This is a genomic window from Pseudomonas sp. WS 5532 (genome assembly GCF_012985445.1).
In the GTDB taxonomy this organism is placed as follows: Bacteria; Pseudomonadota; Gammaproteobacteria; order Pseudomonadales; family Pseudomonadaceae; genus Aquipseudomonas; species Aquipseudomonas edaphica.
The window spans coordinates 62893-85991 of the sequence record NZ_JAAQWK010000011.1; the positions used below are offsets into that span (position 1 = coordinate 62893).

Consider the following 23099-nt stretch of genomic DNA (forward strand, 5'->3'; position numbering starts at 1 on the left):
CACTATTATTCATTTTTACAGAAAGTCAATCCGCTTTAGCCTACAGGTCATTCGCTTCCCCGTAGGAAACCTGCACATGTCACCGCTGATTCGCTTAACCGCCAGCTTTATCGCCCTGATGATGGCCATGGGGATTGGCCGCTTCGCCCTCACCCCGCAGATGCCGCATTTGCTCAGCGAGGGGCAGATTGACCTGACGGGCGCGGGCCTGATTGCCGCCGCCAACTACCTGGGCTATTTCGTCGGCGCGGTGGACTCGATCTTCGCCCGCAGCCATCACCACATAAAAGCGCGTTTGTATGGCGGGCTGTGGCTGTGCGTGCTGCTGACCCTGGGGTCGTACTGGGCGCATGGCTTCTGGCCGCATTTGCTGCTGCGCTTTGGTACCGGCGTGGCGAGCGCCTGGGCGCTGGTAATGATCACCAGCTTGAGCCAGCCGCTGGCGATTGCCGCCGGGCGTCCGCGTTTGGGGGCATTGGTGTTTGCCGGGCCGGGCTTGGGGATTCTGCTGACCGGGTTGCTGGCACTGGGCTCCAATCTACTGGGCGAAGACTCTGCGACCTTGTGGCTGGTCTATGGCGTAGTGGCATTGGTTATGTTGTTAGGCATTCTGCCCTTTTTACCGAAACCGACCGCCGCGGTGACCCATGCCACTAGCGCGGGCAGCAACGCCAGCATCGCGCACCTGTGCTGGATCTACTTCTTGTATGGCCTGGGCTACATCATCCCCGCAACCTTCTTGTCGCAGATGGCCAGCGCGCAGTTCCACGGCGCGTGGCAAGCCGACCTGTTCTGGCCGTGCTTTGGCCTGGCGGCGGCGCTGGGTGTGGTGGTGGCGAGCCTGCGTCGCAAGGACCCGGACACCACCCGCCGCTGGTTGATGACGACGTTATGGCTGCAAGCGGCCGGGGTATTCGCCTGCCTGCAGGGCAATGGCTGGGGCCTGGCGCTGGGAGTGTTGCTGTGCGGTGCGCCGTTCCTGGCCTGTATGCAGTTGGTGATGGCGCGTTTGCGCGAGGTGGCGCCCCACGGCTACCAGCGCAGCACCGGGCTGCTCACCGCCAGCTTTGCCATTGGCCAATTGTGCGGCCCCTTGCTGGCGTCGGTGAGCAGCCACTTGAGCGGCGGCCTGCAACCGGCCTTGGTCATTGCCGGTTGCGGCTTGGTGGTGGCAGGTGCGGTGTTGGTCAACCGGCAACCAGCGACGTTGGCGCACGAACCCGCTCGCGCCGCGCCAGCACCAGGAAAAACAGCCCTCCCAGGAAGCACCCGGTAAACCAGGCAAAGTTGGCCATGCCCTGCAACGCGGGCGTGAAGGTGATAGCGACGCCCACCAGCGTCGCAGGCACCAAGGCTTTGACGGCGGTCCAGTTCACGCCGCCGTCGTAGTAATAACGGCCGTTGGGGCTGTCGTCGAACAGGGCATCCACGTCGATTTTCTGCTTTTTGATCAGGTAGAAATCCACAATCAAAATCCCGAACAGCGGGCCGATAAACGCAGCGAGAATGTCCAGGGTGTAGTGGATCATCAGCGGGTTGTTGAACAGGTTCCACGGCGTGATAAAGATTGAGGCCACGGCCGCGATCATGCCACCTGCGCGCCAACTGATCTTGCTCGGCGCGACGTTGGCGAAATCAAACGCCGGTGACACGAAGTTGGCGACAATGTTGATGCCGATGGTGGCGGTCACGAAGGCAAAGGCGCCGAGCAGCACGGCCATGCTGTTGTCGATGCGCGAAACAGTAGCGATTGGGTCATGCAACATTTCGCCAAACACCGGCAAAGTGCCCGAAACGATGACGACAGTCACCAGCGAGAACGCCAGGAAGTTAACCGGCAACCCCCAGAAATTGCCGCGTCGCACGTCGTGCATGCTGCGGCAGTAGCGGCTGAAGTCACCGAAATTGAGCGTAGGCCCGGAGAAGTACGACACCACCAGCGCCGTCGCCACAATCACTTGGCCAAATGCCTGCCAGCCCGACAGGGATTTTTCCGCCAGGGTGAAACTGATGTTCGCCCAACCCGCCTTCCACACGATCCAGCCGGCCAGGGCAAACATTACCGCATAGACCACTGGCCCCGCCCAGTCGATAAAACGGCGGATGGACTCCATGCCGGCCCAGAATACGGCTGCCTGCAGCGTCCATAAGCTGAGGAAGCCAAACCAGCCCAGGTAAGACAGGCCCGCAAAGTGCGGCTCTGCATACACCGCCATCTGTGGGAAAAAGCGCAGCACTACGATAATCAAGGCACTCGACGCCAAGTACGTCTGGATGCCGTACCAGGCCACGGCGATCAAACCGCGAATCACCGCCGGAATATTCGCCCCAAACACGCCAAATGCCAGCCGGCAGATGACCGGGTATGGCACCGCCGCTTGCTGGCTCGGCTTGGCCACCAGGTTGGCAATCAACTGCACGATGCAAATGCCGGTGAGCAAGGCGATCAACACCTGCCAACTGGCCAACCCGAGGGCAAACAGGCTGGCGGCGAACACGTAGCCGCCGACGCTGTGCACGTCGCTCATCCAGAAGGCGAAAATGTTGTACCAGGTCCATTTCTGCGGCAGCGGCCCGAGGTCCTGGTTGTACAGGCGCGGGCTGTAGCCTTTGGGCAATTGTTCGGTCATCGCTTGGCTCCTCGAAATACCGGCCTGCGCTGCCGTAACGGTGTGCATACGGGAGGCGGCCTGGTTTGTATACGAGGTATTCAGCAGAATATGTGCCAATGGCACACAATCCCTCTGAAACGGTGTTCCAAAGGGGTTTATGAAGGCTTGTTGGCGGGGGTTATGCTCAGCAACGGTGCACGTCAATCCTGTACACAATCAATGCCGCACCCGATGTGCACACAAATAGCCGACACTGCAACAGACGGCCGTCAGGAAGGTGCCCCAGGCCATGTCCATCAGGGCCAGTCCGGCTGACCAACCTTGCAATGTGGCCCAGTTGCTCAGGTCATACGTGCCGTAGGCCACCAGGCCGAGCAGAGCGCCAAGGCCTGCTGCACGTTGCCAGCTGCCGCTGGGCAAAACCACTAACACCACACAACCGAGGGCATACAGCAGATAAAACAGCACAGCAGGCAGCAAGCGAGGCTGATCAAGCATCAGCGAGCCGAGCAGGGATCTGTAGGTCTGGCCCATGAAAACGCCGAGCCAGAGGCCGTCGAGCACCAGAAACGCGAGTAAGGTGCCGAGGTAAGCGAAGCGTATTTTGCGGGTCATGGTTGCAGCCTCCATAGGCGCCGAGCGGCACCTACAGAAGAGCAAAACGCGATCAGCTTAGTTCAATGCGATCGGCGTGAATCACAATCTGGCCCTGCTTGTAGAGCGCACCAATGGCTTTCTTGAAGTTGCCTTTGCTGACACCGAACAAATTGCTGATCACCGCCGGGTCGCTCTTGTCGCTGACCGGCAGGGTGCCGTTGTTTTCACGCAACTTGGCGAGGATCTTCGAGTTCAGGCTCGAGGCCGCTTCCTGGCCAACCGGTTGCAGGCTCAGGCTGATGTTGCCATCGGCGCGAATCTCTTTAATGAAGCCTTTCTCTTCCTTGCCCGGGCGCAGGAACTTGAACACTTCGTTCTTGTGGATCAGGCCCCAGTGCTTGTTGTTGATGATCGCCTTGAAACCCATGTCGGTGGCTTCGGCCACCAGCAGGTCGACTTCCTGGCCCACCTGGTAGTTGGCAGGTGTCTTATCCAGGTAGCGGTCAAGTCGCGCGGTGGCGGTGATGCGTTTGGTGTGCTTGTCGAGGTAGACGTGCACCACGCAGTATTCACCTGCAGTCAGCTGGCGTTTTTCTTCCGAATACGGCAGCAACAGGTCTTTTGGCAAACCCCAGTCGAGGAATACGCCGATGCTGTTGACTTCGACGACTTTCAAACTGGCGAATTCGCCGACTTGAACTTTCGGCTTTTCAGTCGTCGCGATAAGTTTGTCATCGCTGTCCAGATAAATGAAAACGTTAAGCCAGTCTTCATCTTCACTGGGAATATCTTTGGGAATATACCGATTAGGCAAGAGGATTTCACCATCTTGCGCACCATCCAGGTACAAACCAAAGTTAGTGTGTTTAACCACTTGCAAGCTGTTGTAGCGCCCGACTAAAGCCATTTCCAGATACCTTCGTTACGTGGGCGGCATTCTACCCGAGTTGCGCCCGCCACGCGCGTGCGCCTGAAAAATCGCGGGCTGGCGTGGCCTCGTAATGGCACCGCCCCGCTCGTCTGATCAATCGATCGAATTTTACCCGCGGGCAGCAGACGAATAAACCCTGTGGTTTCTAGTTAAAACAGTAAGTTAGGGGCTTATTTCAAGGTCACATTTTGGCCGATTACATCGGCTTTGGTTATTCCCAGAGGATATTTGCCAAGCAATTGTCAAGTATTTCCTGTACGATGCCTGGCCAAGTTAATTTTCTACAGGTTAGTGGCCGCCATGCGCGTAAAAGCATCCAACAGCAAAGCAAAGCCAGCTCCCGCCGTTGAAACCAGCGAATCGATCAACAGCCAAATTGCTGCTTTCCTCAAGTCCGGCGGCGAAATCCAGCAAATTGCCAAGGGCGTGAGCGGCCAGACTTTCGGCCCGTCCAAGCAGATCAGCCTGGGCAAAAAGTAATACCCGCGCGTCGCATCTAGCTCCTAAGCGTCTTGCCTTCCAAGGCGCCAGGACTAGAGTCTGAAACACCCTCCTGCTACTTATCTTGATGTGCTAATCGACGAACGGGGCTCACCGCGAAGCATTCGCCGGTATGCTTGCACCCGTCTAGCACGGGCATCTGTCCGATTTTTTCATTACTGCTCCTCGCTTTTCATGGAGTGAAGCATGCTCAAGCCCTGCTTGTTTCTCATCGCAGCCCTTACAGCAAGCCCCCTCGCATACGCGCAGATTTTTCAGCGTGAACTGGGTGACTTCGACCTCAAATTAGGCACCACGCCCAGCCGCAGCATGGCCCAGGGTTTGGTCAAGCCCACCTCGCCGGGCAGCGATTCCTTCCACGGCGGCCTGGACCTGAGCCACGACAGCGGCCTGTATTTCGGCCAGTTTTCGCCCAATATGGGCCTGTCCTCGGCCAACAACCTTGAAGTCGACTCCTACATGGGCTTCAAGCGCCCCTTCGACCAGACCCTCGGCTACGAAGTCGGTATGATCCACTACAGCTACCCCAAGCTCAGCCCGCTCGACAGCCAGGAGTTCTACGGCGGCTTGAACCTGCTGGGCAATCGCTTCGGCGTGTCGTTCAGCAACGATCCGGATCGCCAGGACAGCACGCTGTTTGCCGACCTCGGCGGTACACAGCCCTTCGGCATCGGCGTCAGCATGAAGTACACCACTCACCAGCTCGGCACTCCAACTGCGGTGGAAGGCGGCTACATCAGCAGCTTCAGCGACTGGTCAGTGCAGTTCTCCCGCGCATGGAAAGGCGTTGACCTGGACCTGATCTATAGCGGCTCCAGCCTCAGCGGTGGAGACTGCTCGGCCTACTCCGGACACAATTCGCAATGCGACGGCCTGTTGACCTTGAAGGCCGCGCGGTCGTTTTATTGATGGGCTGAACTGTCGCGCCTCGCACAGGTTCACATGCATGAACCCTCCCTGCGCAAGGACACGCCCATGCTGCGTCGGATCAAATTACTGGTGGTATTACTGACGTTGAGCCTGGTGCTCGCCGGCTGCAATCGCGTGGGCCTGGCCTACCGCAACCTTGATGTGATCATCCCCTGGACGCTCAACGACTACCTGGACATGAACGCCGGGCAAAAGAGCTGGTTCAATGACACCCTCAAGGAACATCTGGCCTGGCACTGCACCACTCAACTGCCGGGCTACCTGGACTGGCTTGATCGCCTGCAACAAATGGTCGACAACAACCAGATCACCGACGCCGCGCTGCAAGCGCGCACCACGGAAGCCAAACAGGCCATCGCCGAGGTGGCCCGTGAGATCACCCCGTCAGCCATCCAGTTGCTGCAGGGCCTGGATGATCAACAAGTCAAAGACATGGGAGATGCGCTGGCCAAAGACCTGCGCAAGCGCCAGGACGAATACCTCAAACCGCCACTGGCTCAGCAGATCAAAGAGCGCGCCGAGCGCATGAGCAAACGCCTGGTTGCGTGGATGGGGCCGTTGAGCCCCAGCCAGCAGAACCGAGTGACGGCGTGGTCAATCGCGCTGGGTGAACAGAATCAGGAATGGATCGGTAATCGCGCCCATTGGCAGGCGCAATTTATCGTCGCCTTGCAGCAGCGTCACAGCGCTGACTTCCCACAGAAAATCCAACAGCTGCTGGTGGATCGCGAGAGCCTGTGGACCCCGCAATACCGCACCGCCTATGCGCAAACCGAAGCCGCTGCGCGCAGCCTGATCATCGACCTGATGGCCGAAAGCACGGCGCAGCAGCGCCAGATACTCACACAAAAAATCGGCAAGGTTCGCAGTGACTTCCAGGCCCTCAAATGCCTCAAGGCAGCCTCGATTTAAAAATGTGGAAGCGGGCTTGCTCGCGAATGCGGTGAATCAGTCGATGAATCTATTGACTGACACACTGTATTCGCGAGCAAGCCCGCTCCCACATTTTGATTTGGGGTGTGCTCTTTCAGGCAATCTGCGCCTTGGAAGCCACCTCGGCGAACGTCGCCGGGTCCAGCGCGTCGGCCTGCTCGTCCAGCACCTGGCGCGGGTGGTCGTTGCCCGGAATTGAGCTGTCGATCAGGGCCAGCAACTGCGCGCCCAGCGCCGTGAGGATGAAGTTCTCACCATTGCCGCCCTCTTCTTCCGGGCGCGATTCAATGAAACCGCGTTTGAACAACAGCGCTTCGTAATCGGCGGCGGTCTTTTTCAACGCGTCCAGGTTACCGGTGGATTCGCCCGCCGTGGCCTTCTCGGCGGCTTCCTGCTCGGCGTATTTGCGCGGCGCAAAGCTGCCTTCGCCATTCTGCACTTCATGCAGTAGACGTTCGATCAGATCCCAGTTGTAAGTCGTCATCCTGATTACTCCCGCGGGCAGATTAAAAAGTGGCCCGTCATAGGTAGTGACATGACCTGACACTGGCCGTTCATCCCAATAGACGAGCGTCATTTCTCTGAACTTTCCAGACGTTCGCGCCCTCAACTGAACACCACTGCCAAGGAGGTCCGACCATGAAAACCCTGATGAACCTGGCCATCGCCGCCGCCCTGCTGAGCGCCCTGCCCGCCTGGGCCTGCACGCCGGAAGAGGCCACGGCCAAACGCGAACAACTGGCCAGGGAAGTGACCAAACTGACCCAGCAAAACCCGGCCAGGGCCAAGGAAATCAACGATGAGTTGCAACACATGAACCTGGAGACTGCCAGCGCGGATCTGCCGGACAAGTGCCAACTGATCGACCAGCGCCTCAAGGAGCTGGACGAGGCGGCCGCCAAAGCAAAAAATTAACCACCACAACGGGACGCGGAGCGCCCCTGGCGGCATTCCCACGCAGAGCGTAGGAACGATCAACTGAGGGCATAAAAAAACCGGACAGCGTCCGGTTTTTTTATATCAGCGGCCTTATTCGGCAGCTGGCGCTTCTGGCTTGCGGCGCTTGAGCGGCGCCATGCCGTCCTTGCTGACGAGCGACAGGTTGTCGGTCTTCGGCCGGTTGGCAATCTTGCGCTTGGTTGGCGACTTGGCGCCGGTTTTCTTCTTGTCACCCTTGGCGTCGGTCTTTTTCTTCTTCACGCCGACCGCTTTGCCCGACGCCTTGACCTTCTTCGGCCCGGTGTAGGTGCCTTTGACTTCCTTGATGGTGCGGCGCTCGAACGACTGCTTGAGGTAGCGTTCGATACTCGACATCAGGTTCCAGTCGCCGTGGCAGATCAGCGAGATCGCCAGACCATCATTGCCGGCGCGCCCGGTACGACCAATACGGTGCACGTATTCGTCGCCGCTGCGCGGCATGTCGAAGTTGATGACCATGTCCAGGCCATCCACGTCCAGGCCGCGGGCGGCAACGTCGGTGGCGACCAGGATCTTCACGCCGCCAGCCTTGAGGCGGTCGATGGCCAGTTTGCGATCCTTCTGGTCTTTCTCGCCGTGCAGCACGAACGCCTTGTATTCCTGAGCCACCAGGCGACCGTAGATACGGTCGGCTGCTGCACGGGTGTTGGTGAAAACGATGGCCTTCTGATAGGTCTCGTTGGCCAGCAGCCAGTTCAGGATCTGTTCTTTGTGTACGTTGTGGTCGGCCATCACGATCTGCTGACGCGTGGTCGCGTTCAGGTCGCTGACGTTGTTGACCTGCAAGTGCTCAGGGTTGTTCAGCACCTTGGCAACCATATCGCGCAAGGTCGAACCGCCGGTGGTGGCGGAGAACAGCATGGTCTGCTGGCGATTGACGCACTCGGCCACAAGGCGCTGCACATCGTCGGCAAAGCCCATGTCGAGCATGCGGTCGGCTTCGTCGAGCACCAGCACTTCGACTTCCTTGAGGTCGAGGTTGCCGGCGTTGAGTTGCTCGATCATCCGGCCTGGGGTGCCGATCAGGATGTCGGGCACCTTGCGCAGCATGGCGGCCTGGACCTTGAAGTCTTCACCGCCGGTGATGATGCCGGACTTGATGAAGGTGAACTGCGAAAAGCGCTCCACTTCTTTCAAGGTCTGCTGGGCCAGTTCGCGGGTTGGCAGCAGGATCAGGGTCTTGATGCTCACGCGGACTTTGGCCGGGCCGATCAGGCGGTTCAGCACCGGCAGGACGAAAGCGGCGGTTTTACCGCTGCCGGTTTGTGCCGTCACCCGCAGGTCACGCCCTTGGAGCGCGAGCGGGATGGCCGCTGCTTGCACAGGCGTAGGCTCGACAAATTTAAGCTCGGCCACGGCTTTGAGCAGGCGTTCGTGCAGGGCGAATTGGGAAAACACGGGTGCTACCTCGAAGAAATACAAAATATCAGCTGCATAGGGTAACGGTTTCGGGCGCTCAAACCGAGTTTCTTTACGCGAACGAGGCTAATCAGCTGCTTTTTTGTCAGCAGATTTGTCCGCAAAACCAACTTTGTTGCACATAAATGCTCTAATCGACCCGTGTTGTCTTACAGAAGAATCGGTTTTACCCATGGATATCAAACAGCTCTGGCTCAACGTCCAAGACCTTTGGGGCGCCCTCGATGAACACCCGCTGCTGCATGCCAGCCTGGGTTTGCTGATACTGCTGGTAGTCGCCCTATTGGTCGGACGGGTAGCACGCTACCTCATCCTCCACGCCGTCAAACTGCTCGGCCGGCAACCGGCGCTGCACTGGCTCAATGACCTGCGGCATAACAAAGTCTTCCACCGCCTGGCGCAAATGACGCCCTCGCTGGTGATCCAGTTCGGCCTGTATCTGGTACCCGACCTGAGCAAGACCGCCACTCTGTTTATCGGCAATGTGGCGCTGGCGTTCACCATCCTGTTCATGACGCTGGCCGTGAGCGCCCTGCTCAACGCCTTGCTGGATATCTACGCGCGCACCGAACATGCCCGCACCCGCTCGATCAAGGGCTATGTACAGTTGGCAAAGATGGTGCTGTTCGTGTTCGCCGCGATCATCATCGTCGCCACCTTGATCGACCGTTCGCCGCTGTTGCTGCTCTCGGGCCTGGGTGCAATGTCAGCGGTGATTTTGTTGGTGTACAAGGACACGCTGCTGTCGTTTGTGGCCAGCGTGCAGCTGACCAGCAACGACATGCTGCGGGTCGGCGACTGGATCGAGATGCCTCAGGTCGGCGCCGACGGTGACGTGGTGGATATCACCCTGCACACGGTCAAGGTGCAGAACTTCGACAAAACCATTGTCTCGATCCCCACTTGGCGCCTGATGTCCGAGTCGTTCAAAAACTGGCGCGGCATGCAGGCTTCCGGCGGGCGCCGCATCAAACGCAGCCTGTATATCGACGCCAGCGGCGTGCGCTTTTTGCGCGACGACGAAGAAGTGCGCATGACCCAGGTACACCTGCTCACCGACTACATCAGCCGCAAGCAGGCCGAACTCAAGGCCTGGAACGAAGCTCAGGGCCATAGTGCGCAACTGTCGGCCAACCGCCGCCGCATGACCAACCTCGGCACCTTCCGCGCCTACGCCCTGGCGTACCTGAAAAGCCACCCGGACATCCAGCCGAACATGACCTGCATGGTGCGCCAGATGCAAACCACCGCCCAAGGCGTGCCGCTGGAAATCTACTGCTTCACCCGCACCACGGCGTGGGCCGATTACGAGCGCATCCAGGGCGATATCTTTGATTATTTGCTGGCGGTGTTGCCGGAGTTTGGCTTGAGCCTGTATCAGCAGCCGAGCGGCAATGATTTGCGCGCGGGGATGGTGCCGGCGGTGTTGGGGGCCAGCCATTTGCCAGCCCTGGAAAACGAATCTGCCTGACGCCATCCATTCCCTGTGGGAGCGGGCTTGCCCGCGATAGCGGTGTATCAGTCGAAATATTTGCCGACTGACACCCCCTATCGCGGGCCGCTCCCACATCTGGATCAGCTTATGACCGGCACCTTGCGCACACCCAAGCGACTGATCCACACCGCCCCCAGAATCACCAAACCTCCCAAAGCCAAGCGCCCCAACGGCTCGTGCTGATTCCAGATCAGCAAGTTGAGCAACAACCCCACCGGCACATGCAGGTTGTTCATCACCGCCAATGTACCGCCGTTGACCAGGCAGGCGCCTTTGTTCCACCAGTACATGCCCAGCGCAGTGCTGACCAGCCCAAGGAACACCAGCACGCCCCATTGCAGCGGCGCTTCGGGCAAAAAGTTGGTTTTTCCGAACAGCAAAAACGCCGGCAACACCACGATCAAGGCGCCCAGGTAGAAGTAGCCGAAGCGCCGGTAGTGCGGCAGGTCGCTCGGATAACGCGCCACCAGGTGCTTGTACATCACCTGCCCGGCGGCGTAGGTGAAGTTGGCCAGTTGCAGCAGCAAGAAGCCCATCAGGAAGTTCGGCGTGATCTGGTCGAAGCGAATCACCGCCGCGCCGCCCACGGCAACCAGCGCAGCAATCAGCGCCCAAGAGTTGAATCGGCGGTTAAGCGCGTCTTCGATCAGGGTCACGTGCAACGGCGTGAGGATGGTGAACAGCAACACTTCCGGCACCGTAAGTACGCGAAAGCTCAAGTAAAGGCATACATAGGTCACGCCGAACTGCAGCGCACCGATCAGCAACATGCCGCGCATGAAGGGTGGCGCCACCGAACGCCAACGGGTCAGCGGGATGAAGATCAACCCGGCCAATACCACGCGCACCAGCACGGCGAAGTAGCTGTCGACGTGACCGGCGAGGTATTCGCCGATCAAGCTGAAGGAAAATGCCTGAATCAGGGTGACAACCAGTAAGTAGCCCATGCGCGCCTCGTTTCGAATGGGCGGGACATTAAAGGTTTTCGCCGTTTACTGAAACTCAAGGCAAAAAAAACCCGACCTCGCTAAAGCGGCAGTCGGGCAGGAGCACTCAGGAGCAACAAGTGCAAAGGGAGGTTCGATACGCGTACTTGAAGGGTTTGCGTGGAGCGATATAAACACCACGCGATTATGTGACGATTAAAACGTCAGGCGACCTGTGCCAGCAGCGCTTTGGCGTGGTTGATGCCCTTCTCCTGGAAGTCACCGCTCAAGTTCACGCCTTCGGCATGAATGAAGGTGACGTCATGAATCCCGATAAAGGCCATGACCTGGCGCAGGTACGGCTCCTGATGGTCGGAGCTGGCGCCGGTGTGGATGCCACCGCGTGCGGTCAGCACAATAGCGCGCTTGCCGGTCAGCAAACCCTGCGGGCCGGTGGCGGTGTACTTGAAGGTCACACCGGCACGCAACACGTGGTCCAGCCAGGCTTTGAGGGTGCTGGGAATGGCGAAGTTGTACATCGGCGCGGCCATCACCAGCACATCGGCGGCGAGCAATTCGTCGGTCAGTTCGTTGGAGCGGTCCAGGGACGCCTGCTCGACGCGGCTGCGCTGGTCGGCGGGTTTCATCCAGCCGCCGAGCAGGTTGGCGTCCAGGTGCGGAACCGGGTTGAGGGCCACATCACGCACAGTGATCTGATCCGCCGGGTGGGCGGCCTGCCATTGGCTGATGAACTGTTGAGTCAGCTGGCGGGAGATCGAATCCTGCTGGCGGGCGCTGCTTTCGATGATCAGAACATTGGACATGGCTGGGTAGGCTCCATCTGTAAATGCTGTAAGACGATGGAGTGAAGATTAAACAGAGCCAATTCGATAAAAAAGCGTAAAAAACTGCTATAACCCATCTATAAATTTGTTTATAAGCGGAGTATTGCTGTGGGCATGCTCCGCTGCCGGTTTATTTTGGGGTGCAGGTCAGTGCGATACGCATCTTGATAATCGAGCGGGTGAATTTGACCGTGGTGTTGGTGCTTTTACCTGCCGGCACCGTGACCGTTCGGCGACGCGGCGATTCCGGGCCGTTGGTGAAGGTTACCGAGCACACCGCGTCATTGGTGCCGTAATTATTCAGCTGTATCGAACTGATGTCGTTGTCGACGTCGGACGCCGTGTAGTCAATGCTCACGCCCTCGATCTTTTTAGTAACGTCGGTGGAATAGGCAAACGCGCTCATCGGCAGCAGCGCCAGCAACACACAACAGAATTTTCTCATTCGGCAGTCTCCAATAAGGACCGCCAGCTTAGGACAAGAGGAGCTCATCTTGAAAGCGCCCCGCGTTACCCTCGATCAATGGCGCACGCTGCAGGCCGTGGTCGACCACGGCGGCTTCGCCCAGGCGGCTGAAGCACTGCACCGTTCGCAGTCCTCGGTGAGCTACACCGTGGCCCGCATGCAAGACCAGCTCGGCGTGCCATTGCTGCGCATCGACGGACGCAAGGCCGTGCTCACCGAGGCCGGTGAAGTGCTGTTGCGCCGCTCGCGGCAACTGGTCAAAAACGCCAGCCAACTGGAAGACCTCGCCCATCATATGGAACAGGGCTGGGAAGCCGAAGTACGCCTGGTGGTGGACGCCGCCTACCCGAATGCACGCCTGGTGCGCGCGCTCACCGCCTTTATGCCGCAAAGCCGTGGCTGCCGCGTGCGCCTGCGTGAAGAAGTGCTGTCGGGCGTTGAAGAGCTGTTGATGGATGGCATGGCGGACCTGGCCATCAGCGGCTTCATCATTCCAGGCTACCTGGGCACCGAAATGAGCGACGTGGAATTTATCGCTGTGGCCCACCCCGACCACTCACTGCATCGCCTGAACCGCGAGTTGAGCTTCCAGGACCTGGAAAGCCAGATGCAAGTGGTGATCCGTGACTCTGGCCGCCAGCAGCCGCGCGACGTCGGCTGGCTCGGCGCCGAACAGCGCTGGACCGTCGGCAGCTTGCCCACCGCCGCCACCTTCGTCAGCAGCGGCCTGGGCTTCGCCTGGTTGCCCCGACACCTGATCGAACGCGAACTCAAGGATGGCCTGCTCAAGCAGCTGCCATTGGAAAAGGGCGGCAGCCGCAACCCGACGTTCTACCTGTACTCGAACAAAGACAAACCCCTGGGGCCGGCCACGCAGATTCTTATCGATTTGTTGCGCACCTTCGACACCGCTCCCCTGGACGCACCTTTCGCCGCCCCCCAGCAAGCCTGAAACGGAGTTCACCCATGGCCTGGTTCGACCACGAAGGCTGCAGCCTGCATTACGAGGAATACGGTCACGGCGCTCCGCTGATCCTGATCCACGGCCTGGGCTCCAGCAGCCAGGATTGGGAACTGCAGATTCCGGTCCTGGCCCGGCATTACCGCCTGATCGTGGTGGATATACGCGGTCACGGTCGCTCCGACAAACCCCGCGAACGCTACAGCATCCAGGGTTTTACCTTCGATCTGGTGGCGTTGATCGAACACCTGAACCTGCCGCCCGCCCATGTGGTGGGTTTATCCATGGGCGGCATGATCGCATTCCAGCTGGCCGTGGACGACCCCGCTCAGGTCAAGAGCCTGTGCATCGTCAACAGCGCGCCCGAGGTCAAGGTGCGCAGCGCCGATGATTACTGGCAATGGGCCAAGCGCTGGAGCCTGGCGCGCGTGCTCAGCCTTGCCACCATCGGCAAAGCGCTGGGCGATCGGCTGTTCCCCAAACCCGAGCAAGCCGACCTGCGGCGCAAAATGGCCGAACGCTGGGCAAAAAACGACAAACGTGCTTATCTCGCCAGCTTCGATGCGATTGTCGGCTGGGGCGTGCAGGAACAACTTTCCAGAATTACCTGTCCTACCCTGGTCATCAGCGCCGACCACGACTACACCCCCGTGGCGCAGAAAGAAAACTATGTAAAACTGCTGCCCGATGCGCGGCTGGTGGTAATCGAAGATTCCCGCCATGCCACGCCCTTGGATCAACCCGAAGTCTTTAACGCTACCTTGCTCGATTTTCTAAAGACAGTCGAAACCACTACCCAGGATCACTGACCCATGCTGAAAAAAATCGCCTTCTTTGCCGGCTCCGTATTGTTCGCAGCCAACCTGATGGCTGCTGAGCCTGCCAAGGCCCCTCACGTCCTGATCACCACCACCAATGGCGACATTGAAATCGAACTGGACCCGGTCAAGGCGCCGATCAGTACCAAGAACTTCCTGGCCTATGTCGACAAAGGCTTCTACACCAACACCATTTTCCACCGCGTGATCCCGGGTTTCATGGTCCAGGGCGGCGGTTTCACCGCGCAGATGTCGCAGAAGCCGACCGAAGCACCGATCAAGAACGAAGCCAGCAACGGCCTGCATAACGTTCGCGGCACCTTGTCGATGGCACGTACCAACGATCCAAATTCGGCCACCAGCCAATTCTTCATCAACGTGGCTGACAATGCCTTCCTCGACCCAGGCCGTGATGCGGGCTATGCCGTGTTCGCCAAAGTGGTTAAGGGCATGGACGTTGTCGACGTCATCGTCAACTCGCAAACCACTACCAAGCAAGGCATGCAGAACGTGCCAATCGATCCTGTTGTGATCAAGTCGGCCAAGCGCATCGACTGAGGTCCGCAGCAAGCTCCGCACGCGGCCCACAACGCCGCGTGCGCATTTGAAAGGAGAGCCCGCAACGCGGGCGTCAGACTGAATGCTCTATCGTCGCTTTGAACAACTGATCGACATTTTCCGCGACGCTCCCAGCGCCGCCCCTCCTGATAAAGTCCTGCCCTTCTACCTCTACTACCTGCGCCAGGTGTGGCCAAGTTTTGCCGCCTTGCTGGTGGTCGGCCTGATCGGCGCGTTGATCGAAGTGGCATTGTTCAGCTACCTGAGCCGCATTATCGATTTGGCCCAAGGCACGCCGCCCGCCAACTTCTTCCAGATTCACAGCGCCGAGCTGATCTGGATGGCCGTGGTTGCCCTGCTGCTGCGCCCGATCTTCAATGGCCTGCATGACTTACTGGTGCACCAGACCATCAACCCCGGCATGACCAGCCTGATCCGCTGGCAGAACCATAGCTACGTACTCAAGCAGAGCTTGAACTTCTTCCAGAACGATTTCGCCGGGCGCATTGCCCAGCGCATCATGCAAACCGGCAACTCCTTGCGCGATTCGGCAGTGGCGACCGCGGAAGCCATCTGGCATGTGTCGATCTACGCCATCAGCGCCCTGGTGCTGTTTGCCGAGGCGGACTGGCGCCTGATGATCCCGCTGATCACCTGGATCATTCTTTACAGCCTGGCGTTGCGTTACTTCGTGCCTCGCGTGAAAGAACGCTCGGTGATTTCCTCCGAGGCGCGCTCCAAATTGATGGGCCGCATTGTCGACGGCTACACCAACATCACCACCTTGAAGCTGTTCGCCCATACGCAAAATGAGCAGGAATACGCCAAGGAAGCGATCATCGAGCAGACCGAAAAAACCCAGTTGGCCGCGCGCGTGCTCACCAGCATGGACGTGGTGATCTGCACCTTGAACGGCGTGCTGATCGTCACCACCACCGGCCTGGCGTTGTGGCTGTGGACGCAGTCACTGATTTCGGTGGGCGCCATCGCCCTCGCCACAGGCCTGGTGATCCGTATCGTCAACATGTCCGGCTGGATCATGTGGGTGGTCAACGGCATCTTCGAAAACATCGGCATGGTGCAGGACGGCCTGAAAACCATCGCTGCACCGCTGGCAGTGACCGACCGCGACAATGCCCCGCGCCTGAACGTGCCGCACGGCGAAGTGCGTTTCGAGCAGGTGGATTTCCACTATGGCAAAAAGAGCGGGATCATTGGCGGCCTGAACCTTCAGATCAAGGCCGGTGAGAAAATCGGCCTGATCGGCCCCTCTGGTGCGGGCAAATCAACCCTGGTCAACTTGCTGCTGCGCCTGTACGACCTGCAAGGCGGGCGCATCCTGATCGACGGCCAGAACATCGCCGAAGTCGCCCAGGAGTCCTTGCGTGCACAGATCGGCATGATCACCCAGGACACCTCGCTGCTGCACCGCTCGATCCGTGACAACTTGCTGTACGGCAAGCCGGATGCCACCGATGAGGAACTCAACGCCGCCATCCACAAAGCCCGCGCCGATGAATTCATCCCGCTGCTGTCGGATGCCGAAGGGCGCACAGGGCTGGATGCGCACGTGGGCGAGCGCGGGGTGAAACTCTCGGGCGGGCAACGTCAGCGCATTGCCATTGCGCGGGTGCTGCTCAAGGACGCGCCGCTTCTGATCATGGACGAGGCCACCTCGGCACTCGATTCGGAAGTGGAAGCGGCGATTCAGGAAAGCCTGGAGACCTTAATGCAAGGCAAGACGGTGATTGCGATTGCGCACCGGTTGTCGACCATTGCGCGCATGGACCGGCTGGTAGTGCTGGAGAAAGGCCAGATTGCCGAGACCGGCAGCCATGCCGAACTGCTGGCCCATGGCGGCTTGTATGCCAGGTTGTGGCAGCACCAAACGGGTGGGTTCGTCGGCATCGATTAAAAACACACCGCAAAACAGTGTGGGAGCTGGCTTGCCTGCGATAGCGCACTGTCAGTACCGAATTGGTTATCTGGCACACCGCAATCGCAGGCAAGCCAGCTCCCACCTTTAATCAGCGCCAAGCCCCTAATCCACGGGCCCCTGGCGCTTTTTTTATGGCCTGGATTTGTATCAAAAGCGTGCTGTAATCAGTGCAGTGCCTAGAGGGGCGCTGAAGTAAATCTGCAGGGAGCATCACTGATTTGCTGATTCGGTAGAGCTATCTATCAAGGACGTGTCGCATGTCTTTGTTCAAACGTTCAATCACAGAGGGGTTAGGTACGTTTTGGCTGGTGTTGGGCGGTTGCGGGAGTGCGGTGTTGGCCGCAGCGTTTCCCGCCGTCGGGATCGGGTTCCTCGGTGTGGCCCTGGCCTTCGGGCTGACGGTGCTGACCATGGCGTTTGCCATCGGGCATATCAGCGGGTGCCACCTCAACCCGGCAGTGTCAGTGGGGCTGGTCGTGGGCGGGCGGTTTCCGGCCAGGGAGTTACCGGCTTACATCGTCGCGCAGGTAATCGGCGCCACTGTCGCCGCTGCGCTGTTGTACTTCATTGCCAGTGGCAAGCCGGGGTTCGAACTGGCGTCGGGCCTGGCCTCCAACGGCTACGGCGAGCATTCGCCGGGTGGCTACTCGATGGCTGCGGGGTTTGTCTGTGAGCTGGTGATGACGGCGATGTTCGTGCTGATCATCCTCGGCGCCACCGACCGTCGTGCTCCGCCGGGTCTTGCACCCATCGCCATCGGCCTGGCCTTGACCTTGATCCACTTGATCTCCATTCCCGTGACCAACACTTCGGTCAACCCGGCCCGCAGTACCGGCCCGGCACTGATCGTCGGCGGATGGGCGATCCAGCAGTTGTGGATGTTCTGGCTGGCGCCGATCCTCGGTGCTGTAATCGGCGGCGTGACCTATCGATGGCTGGGCAAGGAGCAGCCAGCCTGAGGCAAACGGGTTCAGCCCTGCCGATAAGGCAGGGCTGCCCTTGCCTCTTCGGCATACGCCAGAATCCCAACCCGCTCGCGCTCCAGAAAGTCTTCCACGGCATTCTTCAAACCCGGATGGCGCAGGTAGTGCCATGACCGTGTGATCACCGGTTCAAAGCCGCGAATCAACTTGTGTTCGCCCTGGGCGCCAGCGTCAAAACGTTGCAGGCCGTGGGCGATGGCGTAGTCCATACCTTGGTAGAAGCAAGTTTCGAAGTGCAGGCGGTCGAACTCCGCCAGGCAGCCCCAGTAGCGGCCATAGAAACTGTCGCCACCGATCAGGCTGAAGGCCATGGCCACCGGGCGTGCGCCTTGTTTGGCCAGCACCACGCGGATCGCCTCGGGCATGCGTTCGGCCAGCAGGCTGAAAAAGGCGCGGGTCAGGTAGGGTGACTGGCGACGCACCGCGTAGGTGTTGGCGTAACAGGCGTAGACAAAATCCCACTGCGCCTCGCTTAACTCGTGGCCTTGCAACCATTCAAAATCGATGCCCTGCCCCGCCACTTGCTCGCGCTCTTTGCGCATTTGTTTGCGCTTGCGTGAACTCAAGGCATCGAGGAAGTCCTGGAAGTCGCGATAGCCGCGGTTTTGCCAATGGAACTGGCAGCCCAGGCGCTGCAACCAACCCGTCTGCCCAGCTAATGCGGCATCGGCCAACGGGTCGGTGAAGTTGATATGGGCACTGGAGAGCCCTTCGATTTCCAGATACCCGGGCAAGCTACCCAGCAGTTCAACCCCGTCCTCGGCATTCCTGGCCAACAAACGTGGGCCACTCACCGGACTGAACGGCACCGCCGTCAGCAACTTGGGGTAGTACTCGATGCCCGCGCGCGCGCACGCATCCGCCCAGCCATGATCAAACACGTACTCGCCGTAGGAGTGCCACTTGCGGTAGCTGGGCAGGGCCGCCACCAGCCGCTCGCCTTCCCAATGCAGCAAATGCTCGGGCTGCCAACCGGACTGCGGGCCCAGGCTGGCGCTGTCTTCCAGGGCACTCAGAAAGGCGTGCCGCACAAAGGGTTGGGCCTGCGGCACCAGGGCATCCCAGACTTGCGGGGCGATTGCAGACAGCTTGTCCAGGCGTTGCAGCGGCATCGGCATCCTCACTGTTTCTTGGCGTGAAAGCCTGGCGAGTATCGCCTATCGCGGCGCCAGGCACACCTCGAAACGAGCGCGACAAACCTAGAAACAATTAGTTCCAGATTAAATAATTTGTCATCTAGGTGAAATCACTTAGCCACTACTCCGTCATAAACGATCGCGATACTGACGCCTGTTTTTAGAGCGCCTGGTTCTACCAGGCGGCTATTTTCCGTCCGTCATCGGTCGGTTGTGTCCTGGATGGTTTGCCATCCCTCCTCACTTTCGGAGATTGATATGCGTCTTGCTTCCACTAAAACTGCGGCGGCCCTGTGTGGCGGCCTGTTGCTGGCCCTGAGCGTTCCGGCCAGCGCTGCAGTCGACGCTAAATTGCTCGACATGCTCAAGGCCAACGGCCAGATCACCGCTGCGCAGTACACCGAACTGCAAACGGAATTAGCCAAGGACCAGAAAGAAAAGCAGATCGCACAGCAAGCTCAACAAGAGACCAACGAGCAGATCGCGGCCACCGCGAAAAAAACCAACGACCTCAGCGTCTTCGATCAGAAGCTGGCCTGGGCCGCACGCACTCAGCTCAAGGGTGATGTGCGCTTCCGTCAGGAAACCGTGAAGATCCAGGGCGAATCCAACAACGGCGGCCGCGACAAAGACCGTCAGCGCATCCGTGCCCGCCTGGGTGCCTACACCGAAATCAACTCCCAGGTTGACACCGGCATCCGCGTGGCCACCGGCAGCAGCGACGACGCGCGCTCCACCAACCAGGACCAGGACAACTACTTCGACAAGAAGTCGATCTGGCTGGACCTGGGCTACATCGACTACCACCCGGACCAGATCAAGAACCTGCACGTGATCGGCGGCAAGATGCTGCAGCCGTGGGTAAACATGGGCGACGTGATCTGGGATAGCGACATCAACCCTGAAGGCCTGGCCGTCACCTACAAGTACCCATTGGGCGGCAGCGCCGAGCTGTTCGGCAGCCTGGGTAACTACAACCTCAAGGACAACGTAGACGGCGACGGCGTGCAATTTCGCCACGACCTGCGCCTGACCTCCGGCCAGTTGGGCACGCGCTTCTCGCTCACCGACAACCTGAAAATGACCCTGGGCGGCAGCGTCTACGCCTACCAGAACGACAAGGACAGCCGCTGCACAACCACCACCACGCCATGCGCGTTGGCGGTCAACGGCAACTCGGCCAACAACGAATTCCGCCTGTATGAAGGCTTTGCCCAAGCCGACATCGGCGGCCTGGCCGTGCCTTTGGCGTTCTACGGCCAGTACGTGAAAAACAACGATGCGGTGACCGACCAGGACACCGCCTGGTTGATCGGTGCCAAATCCAAGGTGTTCGGTTTCAACCTGGACTACAACTACCGCGATACGCAACGTGATGCAGTGGTTGGCGCCTTCACCGATTCGGACTTCGCCAACGGCACCACCGGTTCGCGCGGTCACAAGCTCAAAGTCAGCTACGACATCGACAAGAACTTCGCCCTCGGCGCCACGTACTTCCTGACCAAGGCTGACTACGCCAGCCGCACGCAGCGTGATGCCAACACCAACACCTTGCAGTTGGATGCTGAAGCCAAGTTCTAAATGTGCATGCAATAACCCTTGGGCCAGGACGGCCCGAGGGGGTTTCAACAGCCTTGCGTGGGTGGGTCGATCCCCATCATCCGTTCGACTCACCCACGCGAGCCTGCCTCTTTCCCACCGTTACTGATCTTTGAGCCTTTCGGCCACCAGCCGATCAGCCAGTGCATCAGCGTCCTTTACCGGCTCCTCCGGCATGATCTTCAAAGTCGCCTGCATCAGGCGCATCTGACGAATAAATCGCCGGCAGTTGGGGCAGAACATCAAGTGATGACGCACCAGCAAACGCTCTCGAAAGGTCAATTGCCCATCGAGGTAGTCACTGGACCGCGCCACTTGTTCCTTACAGGTCAACATTCGCCCGTTTCCTCAAAATGCTCCACCGTGGCGAAGACTTTAAGCCGTGCTCGATGCAACAGCACACGGACATTGGAGAGCGAGAGGGTCAGAAGATTACAAATCTCCTCCAACTCCAGGCCCTGACGTTCACGCAACACCAATACGCTGCTTTGCAGCTCCGACAAGCTCAGGATTGTATGCTCCAGGCATTTGCGCAGTTCATCCTCGGTCAGCAAGGCTTCCGGGGTGTCCTGGTGCCAGGCGTAAGGCGCAACGGCCCAGTGGCCGTCGTCGGGGACGAAGCGGTCATCGCCAATGGTGCCGTGGGGCGAAGGCAAATCGTCGAGCAATACTTCCCGGCGATTCTGTTTGTAGCGGCCCTTGGCAGAATTGGCGGTGATGGTCAGCAGCCAGGTTTTGAGGCTGGAGCGCCCTTCGAACTTGGCCAGGTTACGCACCACTGACAACCAGGCGTCTTGCACCACTTCATCGGCGTGGCGCTGGCCGACAATGGCATAGGCTACCGCGCGCATTGCACTCTGGTAGGTGGTGACCAGTTCCTTGTAGGCCCGCTGCTCGCCCTTGAGCAGCCGTTCAAGCAGGTGCGCGTCGTCCGCTGCTGCCATTCAAACCTCGATCTTGCCTTGGAAATAGGATCAATGTGGGAGCTGGCTTGCCTGCGATGCAGGCACCTCGGTGGATCAGTCACACCACAGTGATGCCATCGCAGGCAAGCCAGCTCCCACAAGATTAGCGCTTGCGCAGGATCACGCTGCCGATCGAGTAACCCGCACCGAACGAGCTGAGCACTGCAACCGAGCCCTTGGGCAGATCGTCCTGATAGGTGTGAAACGCGATCACCGAGCCCGCCGAGCTGGTATTGGCGTATGTATCAAGGATCACCGGCGCTTCTTCCACCGAGGCTTCGCGGCCCAGCAGCTTCTTCACAATCAGGTGGTTCATGCTCAGGTTGGCCTGGTGCAGCCAGAAGCGCTTCACGTCGGTCACGCTCAGTTGGTTTTCTTGCAGGTGTACACCGATCAACTCGGCAACCATCGGGCAGACATCACGGAAGACTTTGCGGCCTTCCTGCACGAACAGCTTGTCCGGCGCGCCGATGCCTTCTTCGGCGGTACGGTTGAGGAAACCGAAGTTGTTACGGATGTTATTGGAAAACTTGGTCAGCAGCTTGGTGCTGACCACGTCGAACTGGTGCTCGGAGGTCGCCAGATCAGCACGCTCGAGGATCACCGCCGTGGCCGCATCACCGAAGATGAAATGGCTGTCGCGGTCGCGGAAATTCAAGTGGCCGGTGCAGACTTCCGGGTTGACCATCAGGATCGCCCGGGCCTGGCCCAGTTGGATGCTGTTGGCCGCGTTCTGGATGCCGAAGGTGGCCGAGGAACACGCCACGTTCATGTCGAAGCCGAAACCCTGGATGCCCAGGGCTTCCTGGACTTCAATGGCGATGGCCGGGTAGGCGCGCTGCAGGTTGGAGCAGGCGACGATCACGCCATCGATGTCGGCGGCGGTCTTGCCGGCGCGCTGCAGGGCTTGTTCGGCGGCGCCGACGGCCATCTGGCAGAGTACCGACCACTCGTCGTTGCTGCGCTCGGGCAGGCGCGGGGCCATGCGCTGTGGGTCAAGGATGCCGTTCTTGTCCATCACAAAGCGGCTCTTGATGCCCGACGCTTTCTCGATAAAGGCGGCGCTGGACTCGGTCAATGCCTGCACGTCACCGCGCTCGATGGCGGCAGCGTTGTCTGAATTGAACTGTTGCACGTAAGCATTGAAAGACTGCACCAGCTCTTCGTTGGAGATGCTGTTGGCCGGGGTGTACAGGCCAGTGCCGCTGATGACGACGTTATGCACGGTCGTTCCTCTAAATCTGTCAGGCAGAGAAGATATTGGTACCGTCGTACCAAACTTTAATTCGTTCGATGCCCTCCAGCGGGCATCAAACTGGCAACGCTTTATCCCATCGCACCACAGTGTTTCGCGGCGTTACCGGTCTTTATGACTGCGAAGTTTGCCACAACCTCGCGCATTTGGCGCCATCCCCGGGATTAACCCCCGCAATCCACAGTGGGAGCTGGCTTGCCTGCGATGCAGACACTGCGGTGTATCAGCCAAACGGCGGTGATGCCATCGCAG

General features: G+C 59.4%; 24 protein-coding genes. 12 read left to right on the plus strand and 12 right to left on the minus strand.

The genetic code is table 11. The features are described from left to right. Positions 1-76 precede the first annotated feature (76 nt). Positions 77-1276 (plus strand): MFS transporter, encoded by a 1200-nt coding sequence (locus tag HBO23_RS19245; RefSeq protein WP_170039186.1) that lies wholly within the window; start codon positions 77-79, stop codon positions 1274-1276. Here HBO23_RS19245 and HBO23_RS19250 read toward each other — a convergent pair. The 3 genes from HBO23_RS19250 to HBO23_RS19260 all read right to left on the minus strand — a co-directional run bounded on the left by HBO23_RS19250 (position 1188) and on the right by HBO23_RS19260 (position 4116). Further along, positions 1188-2630, minus strand: a complete 1443-nt coding sequence (locus tag HBO23_RS19250) for an NCS1 family nucleobase:cation symporter-1 (protein WP_170039188.1) — start codon at positions 2628-2630, stop codon at positions 1188-1190. The two genes, HBO23_RS19245 and HBO23_RS19250, sit on opposite strands and share 89 nt — an antisense overlap. A gap of 198 nt (positions 2631-2828) precedes the next feature. Continuing rightward, positions 2829-3227 carry a DUF2177 family protein gene (locus tag HBO23_RS19255; RefSeq protein ID WP_099548849.1) on the minus strand — a complete coding sequence of 133 codons (399 nt, stop codon included), beginning with the start codon at positions 3225-3227 and terminating at the stop codon, positions 2829-2831. A gap of 52 nt (positions 3228-3279) precedes the next feature. Then, complete coding sequence (locus tag HBO23_RS19260) at positions 3280-4116, minus strand: S1-like domain-containing RNA-binding protein (RefSeq protein ID WP_017134857.1); 837 nt, start codon at positions 4114-4116, stop codon at positions 3280-3282. Positions 4117-4440: 324 nt separating this feature from the next. Here HBO23_RS19260 and HBO23_RS19265 point away from each other — a divergent pair, with 324 nt between their 5' ends. From HBO23_RS19265 to HBO23_RS19275, 3 genes are all read left to right on the plus strand, one after another. Continuing rightward, positions 4441-4620 carry a hypothetical protein gene (locus HBO23_RS19265; RefSeq protein WP_003193095.1) on the plus strand — a complete coding sequence of 60 codons (180 nt, stop codon included), beginning with the start codon at positions 4441-4443 and terminating at the stop codon, positions 4618-4620. A 207-nt stretch (positions 4621-4827) separates the two neighbouring features. Continuing rightward, positions 4828-5550, plus strand: coding sequence for a TorF family putative porin (locus HBO23_RS19270; RefSeq protein ID WP_017134856.1), 723 nt, complete (start codon positions 4828-4830; stop codon positions 5548-5550). A gap of 66 nt (positions 5551-5616) precedes the next feature. After that, positions 5617-6483: a DUF6279 family lipoprotein gene (locus HBO23_RS19275; protein WP_170039190.1), complete on the plus strand. Its 867-nt coding sequence runs from the start codon at positions 5617-5619 to the stop codon at positions 6481-6483. 115 nt (positions 6484-6598) lie between these two features. Here the strand turns inward: HBO23_RS19275 and HBO23_RS19280 are convergent, their stop codons facing one another. Then, positions 6599-6988 carry a hypothetical protein gene (locus HBO23_RS19280; RefSeq protein WP_017134854.1) on the minus strand — a complete coding sequence of 130 codons (390 nt, stop codon included), beginning with the start codon at positions 6986-6988 and terminating at the stop codon, positions 6599-6601. 155 nt (positions 6989-7143) lie between these two features. On the opposite strand from HBO23_RS19280, the gene HBO23_RS19285 reads away from it, so the two are divergent. Beyond that, positions 7144-7419 carry a hypothetical protein gene (locus HBO23_RS19285; protein ID WP_099548847.1) on the plus strand — a complete coding sequence of 92 codons (276 nt, stop codon included), beginning with the start codon at positions 7144-7146 and terminating at the stop codon, positions 7417-7419. A gap of 114 nt (positions 7420-7533) precedes the next feature. Here the strand turns inward: HBO23_RS19285 and HBO23_RS19290 are convergent, their stop codons facing one another. Continuing rightward, complete coding sequence (locus tag HBO23_RS19290; RefSeq protein ID WP_026013512.1) at positions 7534-8880, minus strand: DEAD/DEAH box helicase; 1347 nt, start codon at positions 8878-8880, stop codon at positions 7534-7536. A 193-nt stretch (positions 8881-9073) separates the two neighbouring features. Here HBO23_RS19290 and HBO23_RS19295 point away from each other — a divergent pair, with 193 nt between their 5' ends. Further along, entirely contained in the window at positions 9074-10372 is a 1299-nt protein-coding gene (locus HBO23_RS19295; RefSeq protein ID WP_099548846.1) for a mechanosensitive ion channel family protein, read from the plus strand. Between the two features lie 104 nt (positions 10373-10476). Here HBO23_RS19295 and HBO23_RS19300 read toward each other — a convergent pair whose 3' ends face one another. The 3 genes from HBO23_RS19300 to HBO23_RS19310 form a co-directional block, all read right to left on the minus strand. Next, a complete protein-coding gene (locus HBO23_RS19300) occupies positions 10477-11343 on the minus strand; it encodes a carboxylate/amino acid/amine transporter (protein WP_099548845.1) in 867 nt (288 codons plus the stop codon). Between the two features lie 203 nt (positions 11344-11546). Then, complete coding sequence (locus HBO23_RS19305; protein WP_017134849.1) at positions 11547-12146, minus strand: FMN-dependent NADH-azoreductase; 600 nt, start codon at positions 12144-12146, stop codon at positions 11547-11549. Positions 12147-12297: 151 nt separating this feature from the next. Further along, the gene (locus HBO23_RS19310) at positions 12298-12612 is read right to left on the minus strand and encodes a 3-phosphoglycerate kinase (RefSeq protein ID WP_099548844.1); all 315 of its coding nucleotides are present in this window, start codon (positions 12610-12612) and stop codon (positions 12298-12300) included. 49 nt (positions 12613-12661) lie between these two features. On the opposite strand from HBO23_RS19310, the gene HBO23_RS19315 reads away from it, so the two are divergent. From HBO23_RS19315 to aqpZ, 5 genes are all read left to right on the plus strand, one after another. After that, the gene (locus HBO23_RS19315; RefSeq protein ID WP_017134847.1) at positions 12662-13585 is read left to right on the plus strand and encodes a LysR family transcriptional regulator; all 924 of its coding nucleotides are present in this window, start codon (positions 12662-12664) and stop codon (positions 13583-13585) included. A 14-nt stretch (positions 13586-13599) separates the two neighbouring features. Continuing rightward, positions 13600-14403, plus strand: coding sequence for an alpha/beta hydrolase (locus HBO23_RS19320; protein WP_017134846.1), 804 nt, complete (start codon positions 13600-13602; stop codon positions 14401-14403). Positions 14404-14406: 3 nt separating this feature from the next. After that, positions 14407-14970, plus strand: coding sequence for a peptidylprolyl isomerase A (locus HBO23_RS19325; RefSeq protein WP_016979352.1), 564 nt, complete (start codon positions 14407-14409; stop codon positions 14968-14970). 82 nt (positions 14971-15052) lie between these two features. Continuing rightward, complete coding sequence (locus tag HBO23_RS19330; RefSeq protein WP_017134845.1) at positions 15053-16885, plus strand: ABC transporter ATP-binding protein; 1833 nt, start codon at positions 15053-15055, stop codon at positions 16883-16885. A 281-nt stretch (positions 16886-17166) separates the two neighbouring features. Further along, positions 17167-17868 carry an aquaporin Z gene (aqpZ, locus tag HBO23_RS19335; RefSeq protein ID WP_017134844.1) on the plus strand — a complete coding sequence of 234 codons (702 nt, stop codon included), beginning with the start codon at positions 17167-17169 and terminating at the stop codon, positions 17866-17868. Positions 17869-17879: 11 nt separating this feature from the next. Here aqpZ and HBO23_RS19340 read toward each other — a convergent pair whose 3' ends face one another. Further along, positions 17880-19004 carry a GNAT family N-acetyltransferase gene (locus tag HBO23_RS19340; RefSeq protein ID WP_169984861.1) on the minus strand — a complete coding sequence of 375 codons (1125 nt, stop codon included), beginning with the start codon at positions 19002-19004 and terminating at the stop codon, positions 17880-17882. Between the two features lie 282 nt (positions 19005-19286). Here HBO23_RS19340 and HBO23_RS19345 point away from each other — a divergent pair, with 282 nt between their 5' ends. Then, positions 19287-20609 (plus strand): putative porin, encoded by a 1323-nt coding sequence (locus tag HBO23_RS19345; RefSeq protein ID WP_017134842.1) that lies wholly within the window; start codon positions 19287-19289, stop codon positions 20607-20609. Between the two features lie 120 nt (positions 20610-20729). Here HBO23_RS19345 and HBO23_RS19350 read toward each other — a convergent pair whose 3' ends face one another. The 3 genes from HBO23_RS19350 to HBO23_RS19360 form a co-directional block, all read right to left on the minus strand. Then, positions 20730-20963 (minus strand): zf-HC2 domain-containing protein, encoded by a 234-nt coding sequence (locus HBO23_RS19350; RefSeq protein ID WP_017134841.1) that lies wholly within the window; start codon positions 20961-20963, stop codon positions 20730-20732. After that, a complete protein-coding gene (locus tag HBO23_RS19355; RefSeq protein WP_016973332.1) occupies positions 20957-21571 on the minus strand; it encodes an RNA polymerase sigma factor in 615 nt (204 codons plus the stop codon). The genes HBO23_RS19350 and HBO23_RS19355 overlap by 7 nt, the downstream gene beginning before the upstream one ends. Before the next feature lie 124 nt (positions 21572-21695). Continuing rightward, complete coding sequence (locus tag HBO23_RS19360; RefSeq protein WP_017134840.1) at positions 21696-22817, minus strand: beta-ketoacyl-ACP synthase III; 1122 nt, start codon at positions 22815-22817, stop codon at positions 21696-21698. Between the last annotated feature and the right edge of the window lie 282 nt (positions 22818-23099).

Coding starts and splice junctions, on each gene's coding strand:
- HBO23_RS19245 (WP_170039186.1), top strand. CDS start 77: ATGTCACCGCTGATTCGCTTAACCGCCAGCTTTATCGCCCTGATGATG.
- HBO23_RS19250 (WP_170039188.1), bottom strand. CDS start 2,630: ATGACCGAACAATTGCCCAAAGGCTACAGCCCGCGCCTGTACAACCAG.
- HBO23_RS19255 (WP_099548849.1), bottom strand. CDS start 3,227: ATGACCCGCAAAATACGCTTCGCTTACCTCGGCACCTTACTCGCGTTT.
- HBO23_RS19260 (WP_017134857.1), bottom strand. CDS start 4,116: ATGGCTTTAGTCGGGCGCTACAACAGCTTGCAAGTGGTTAAACACACT.
- HBO23_RS19265 (WP_003193095.1), top strand. CDS start 4,441: ATGCGCGTAAAAGCATCCAACAGCAAAGCAAAGCCAGCTCCCGCCGTT.
- HBO23_RS19270 (WP_017134856.1), top strand. CDS start 4,828: ATGCTCAAGCCCTGCTTGTTTCTCATCGCAGCCCTTACAGCAAGCCCC.
- HBO23_RS19275 (WP_170039190.1), top strand. CDS start 5,617: ATGCTGCGTCGGATCAAATTACTGGTGGTATTACTGACGTTGAGCCTG.
- HBO23_RS19280 (WP_017134854.1), bottom strand. CDS start 6,988: ATGACGACTTACAACTGGGATCTGATCGAACGTCTACTGCATGAAGTG.
- HBO23_RS19285 (WP_099548847.1), top strand. CDS start 7,144: ATGAAAACCCTGATGAACCTGGCCATCGCCGCCGCCCTGCTGAGCGCC.
- HBO23_RS19295 (WP_099548846.1), top strand. CDS start 9,074: ATGGATATCAAACAGCTCTGGCTCAACGTCCAAGACCTTTGGGGCGCC.
- HBO23_RS19300 (WP_099548845.1), bottom strand. CDS start 11,343: ATGGGCTACTTACTGGTTGTCACCCTGATTCAGGCATTTTCCTTCAGC.
- HBO23_RS19305 (WP_017134849.1), bottom strand. CDS start 12,146: ATGTCCAATGTTCTGATCATCGAAAGCAGCGCCCGCCAGCAGGATTCG.
- HBO23_RS19310 (WP_099548844.1), bottom strand. CDS start 12,612: ATGAGAAAATTCTGTTGTGTGTTGCTGGCGCTGCTGCCGATGAGCGCG.
- HBO23_RS19320 (WP_017134846.1), top strand. CDS start 13,600: ATGGCCTGGTTCGACCACGAAGGCTGCAGCCTGCATTACGAGGAATAC.
- HBO23_RS19325 (WP_016979352.1), top strand. CDS start 14,407: ATGCTGAAAAAAATCGCCTTCTTTGCCGGCTCCGTATTGTTCGCAGCC.
- HBO23_RS19330 (WP_017134845.1), top strand. CDS start 15,053: ATGCTCTATCGTCGCTTTGAACAACTGATCGACATTTTCCGCGACGCT.
- aqpZ (WP_017134844.1), top strand. CDS start 17,167: ATGTCTTTGTTCAAACGTTCAATCACAGAGGGGTTAGGTACGTTTTGG.
- HBO23_RS19340 (WP_169984861.1), bottom strand. CDS start 19,004: ATGCCGCTGCAACGCCTGGACAAGCTGTCTGCAATCGCCCCGCAAGTC.
- HBO23_RS19345 (WP_017134842.1), top strand. CDS start 19,287: ATGCGTCTTGCTTCCACTAAAACTGCGGCGGCCCTGTGTGGCGGCCTG.
- HBO23_RS19350 (WP_017134841.1), bottom strand. CDS start 20,963: ATGTTGACCTGTAAGGAACAAGTGGCGCGGTCCAGTGACTACCTCGAT.
- HBO23_RS19355 (WP_016973332.1), bottom strand. CDS start 21,571: ATGGCAGCAGCGGACGACGCGCACCTGCTTGAACGGCTGCTCAAGGGC.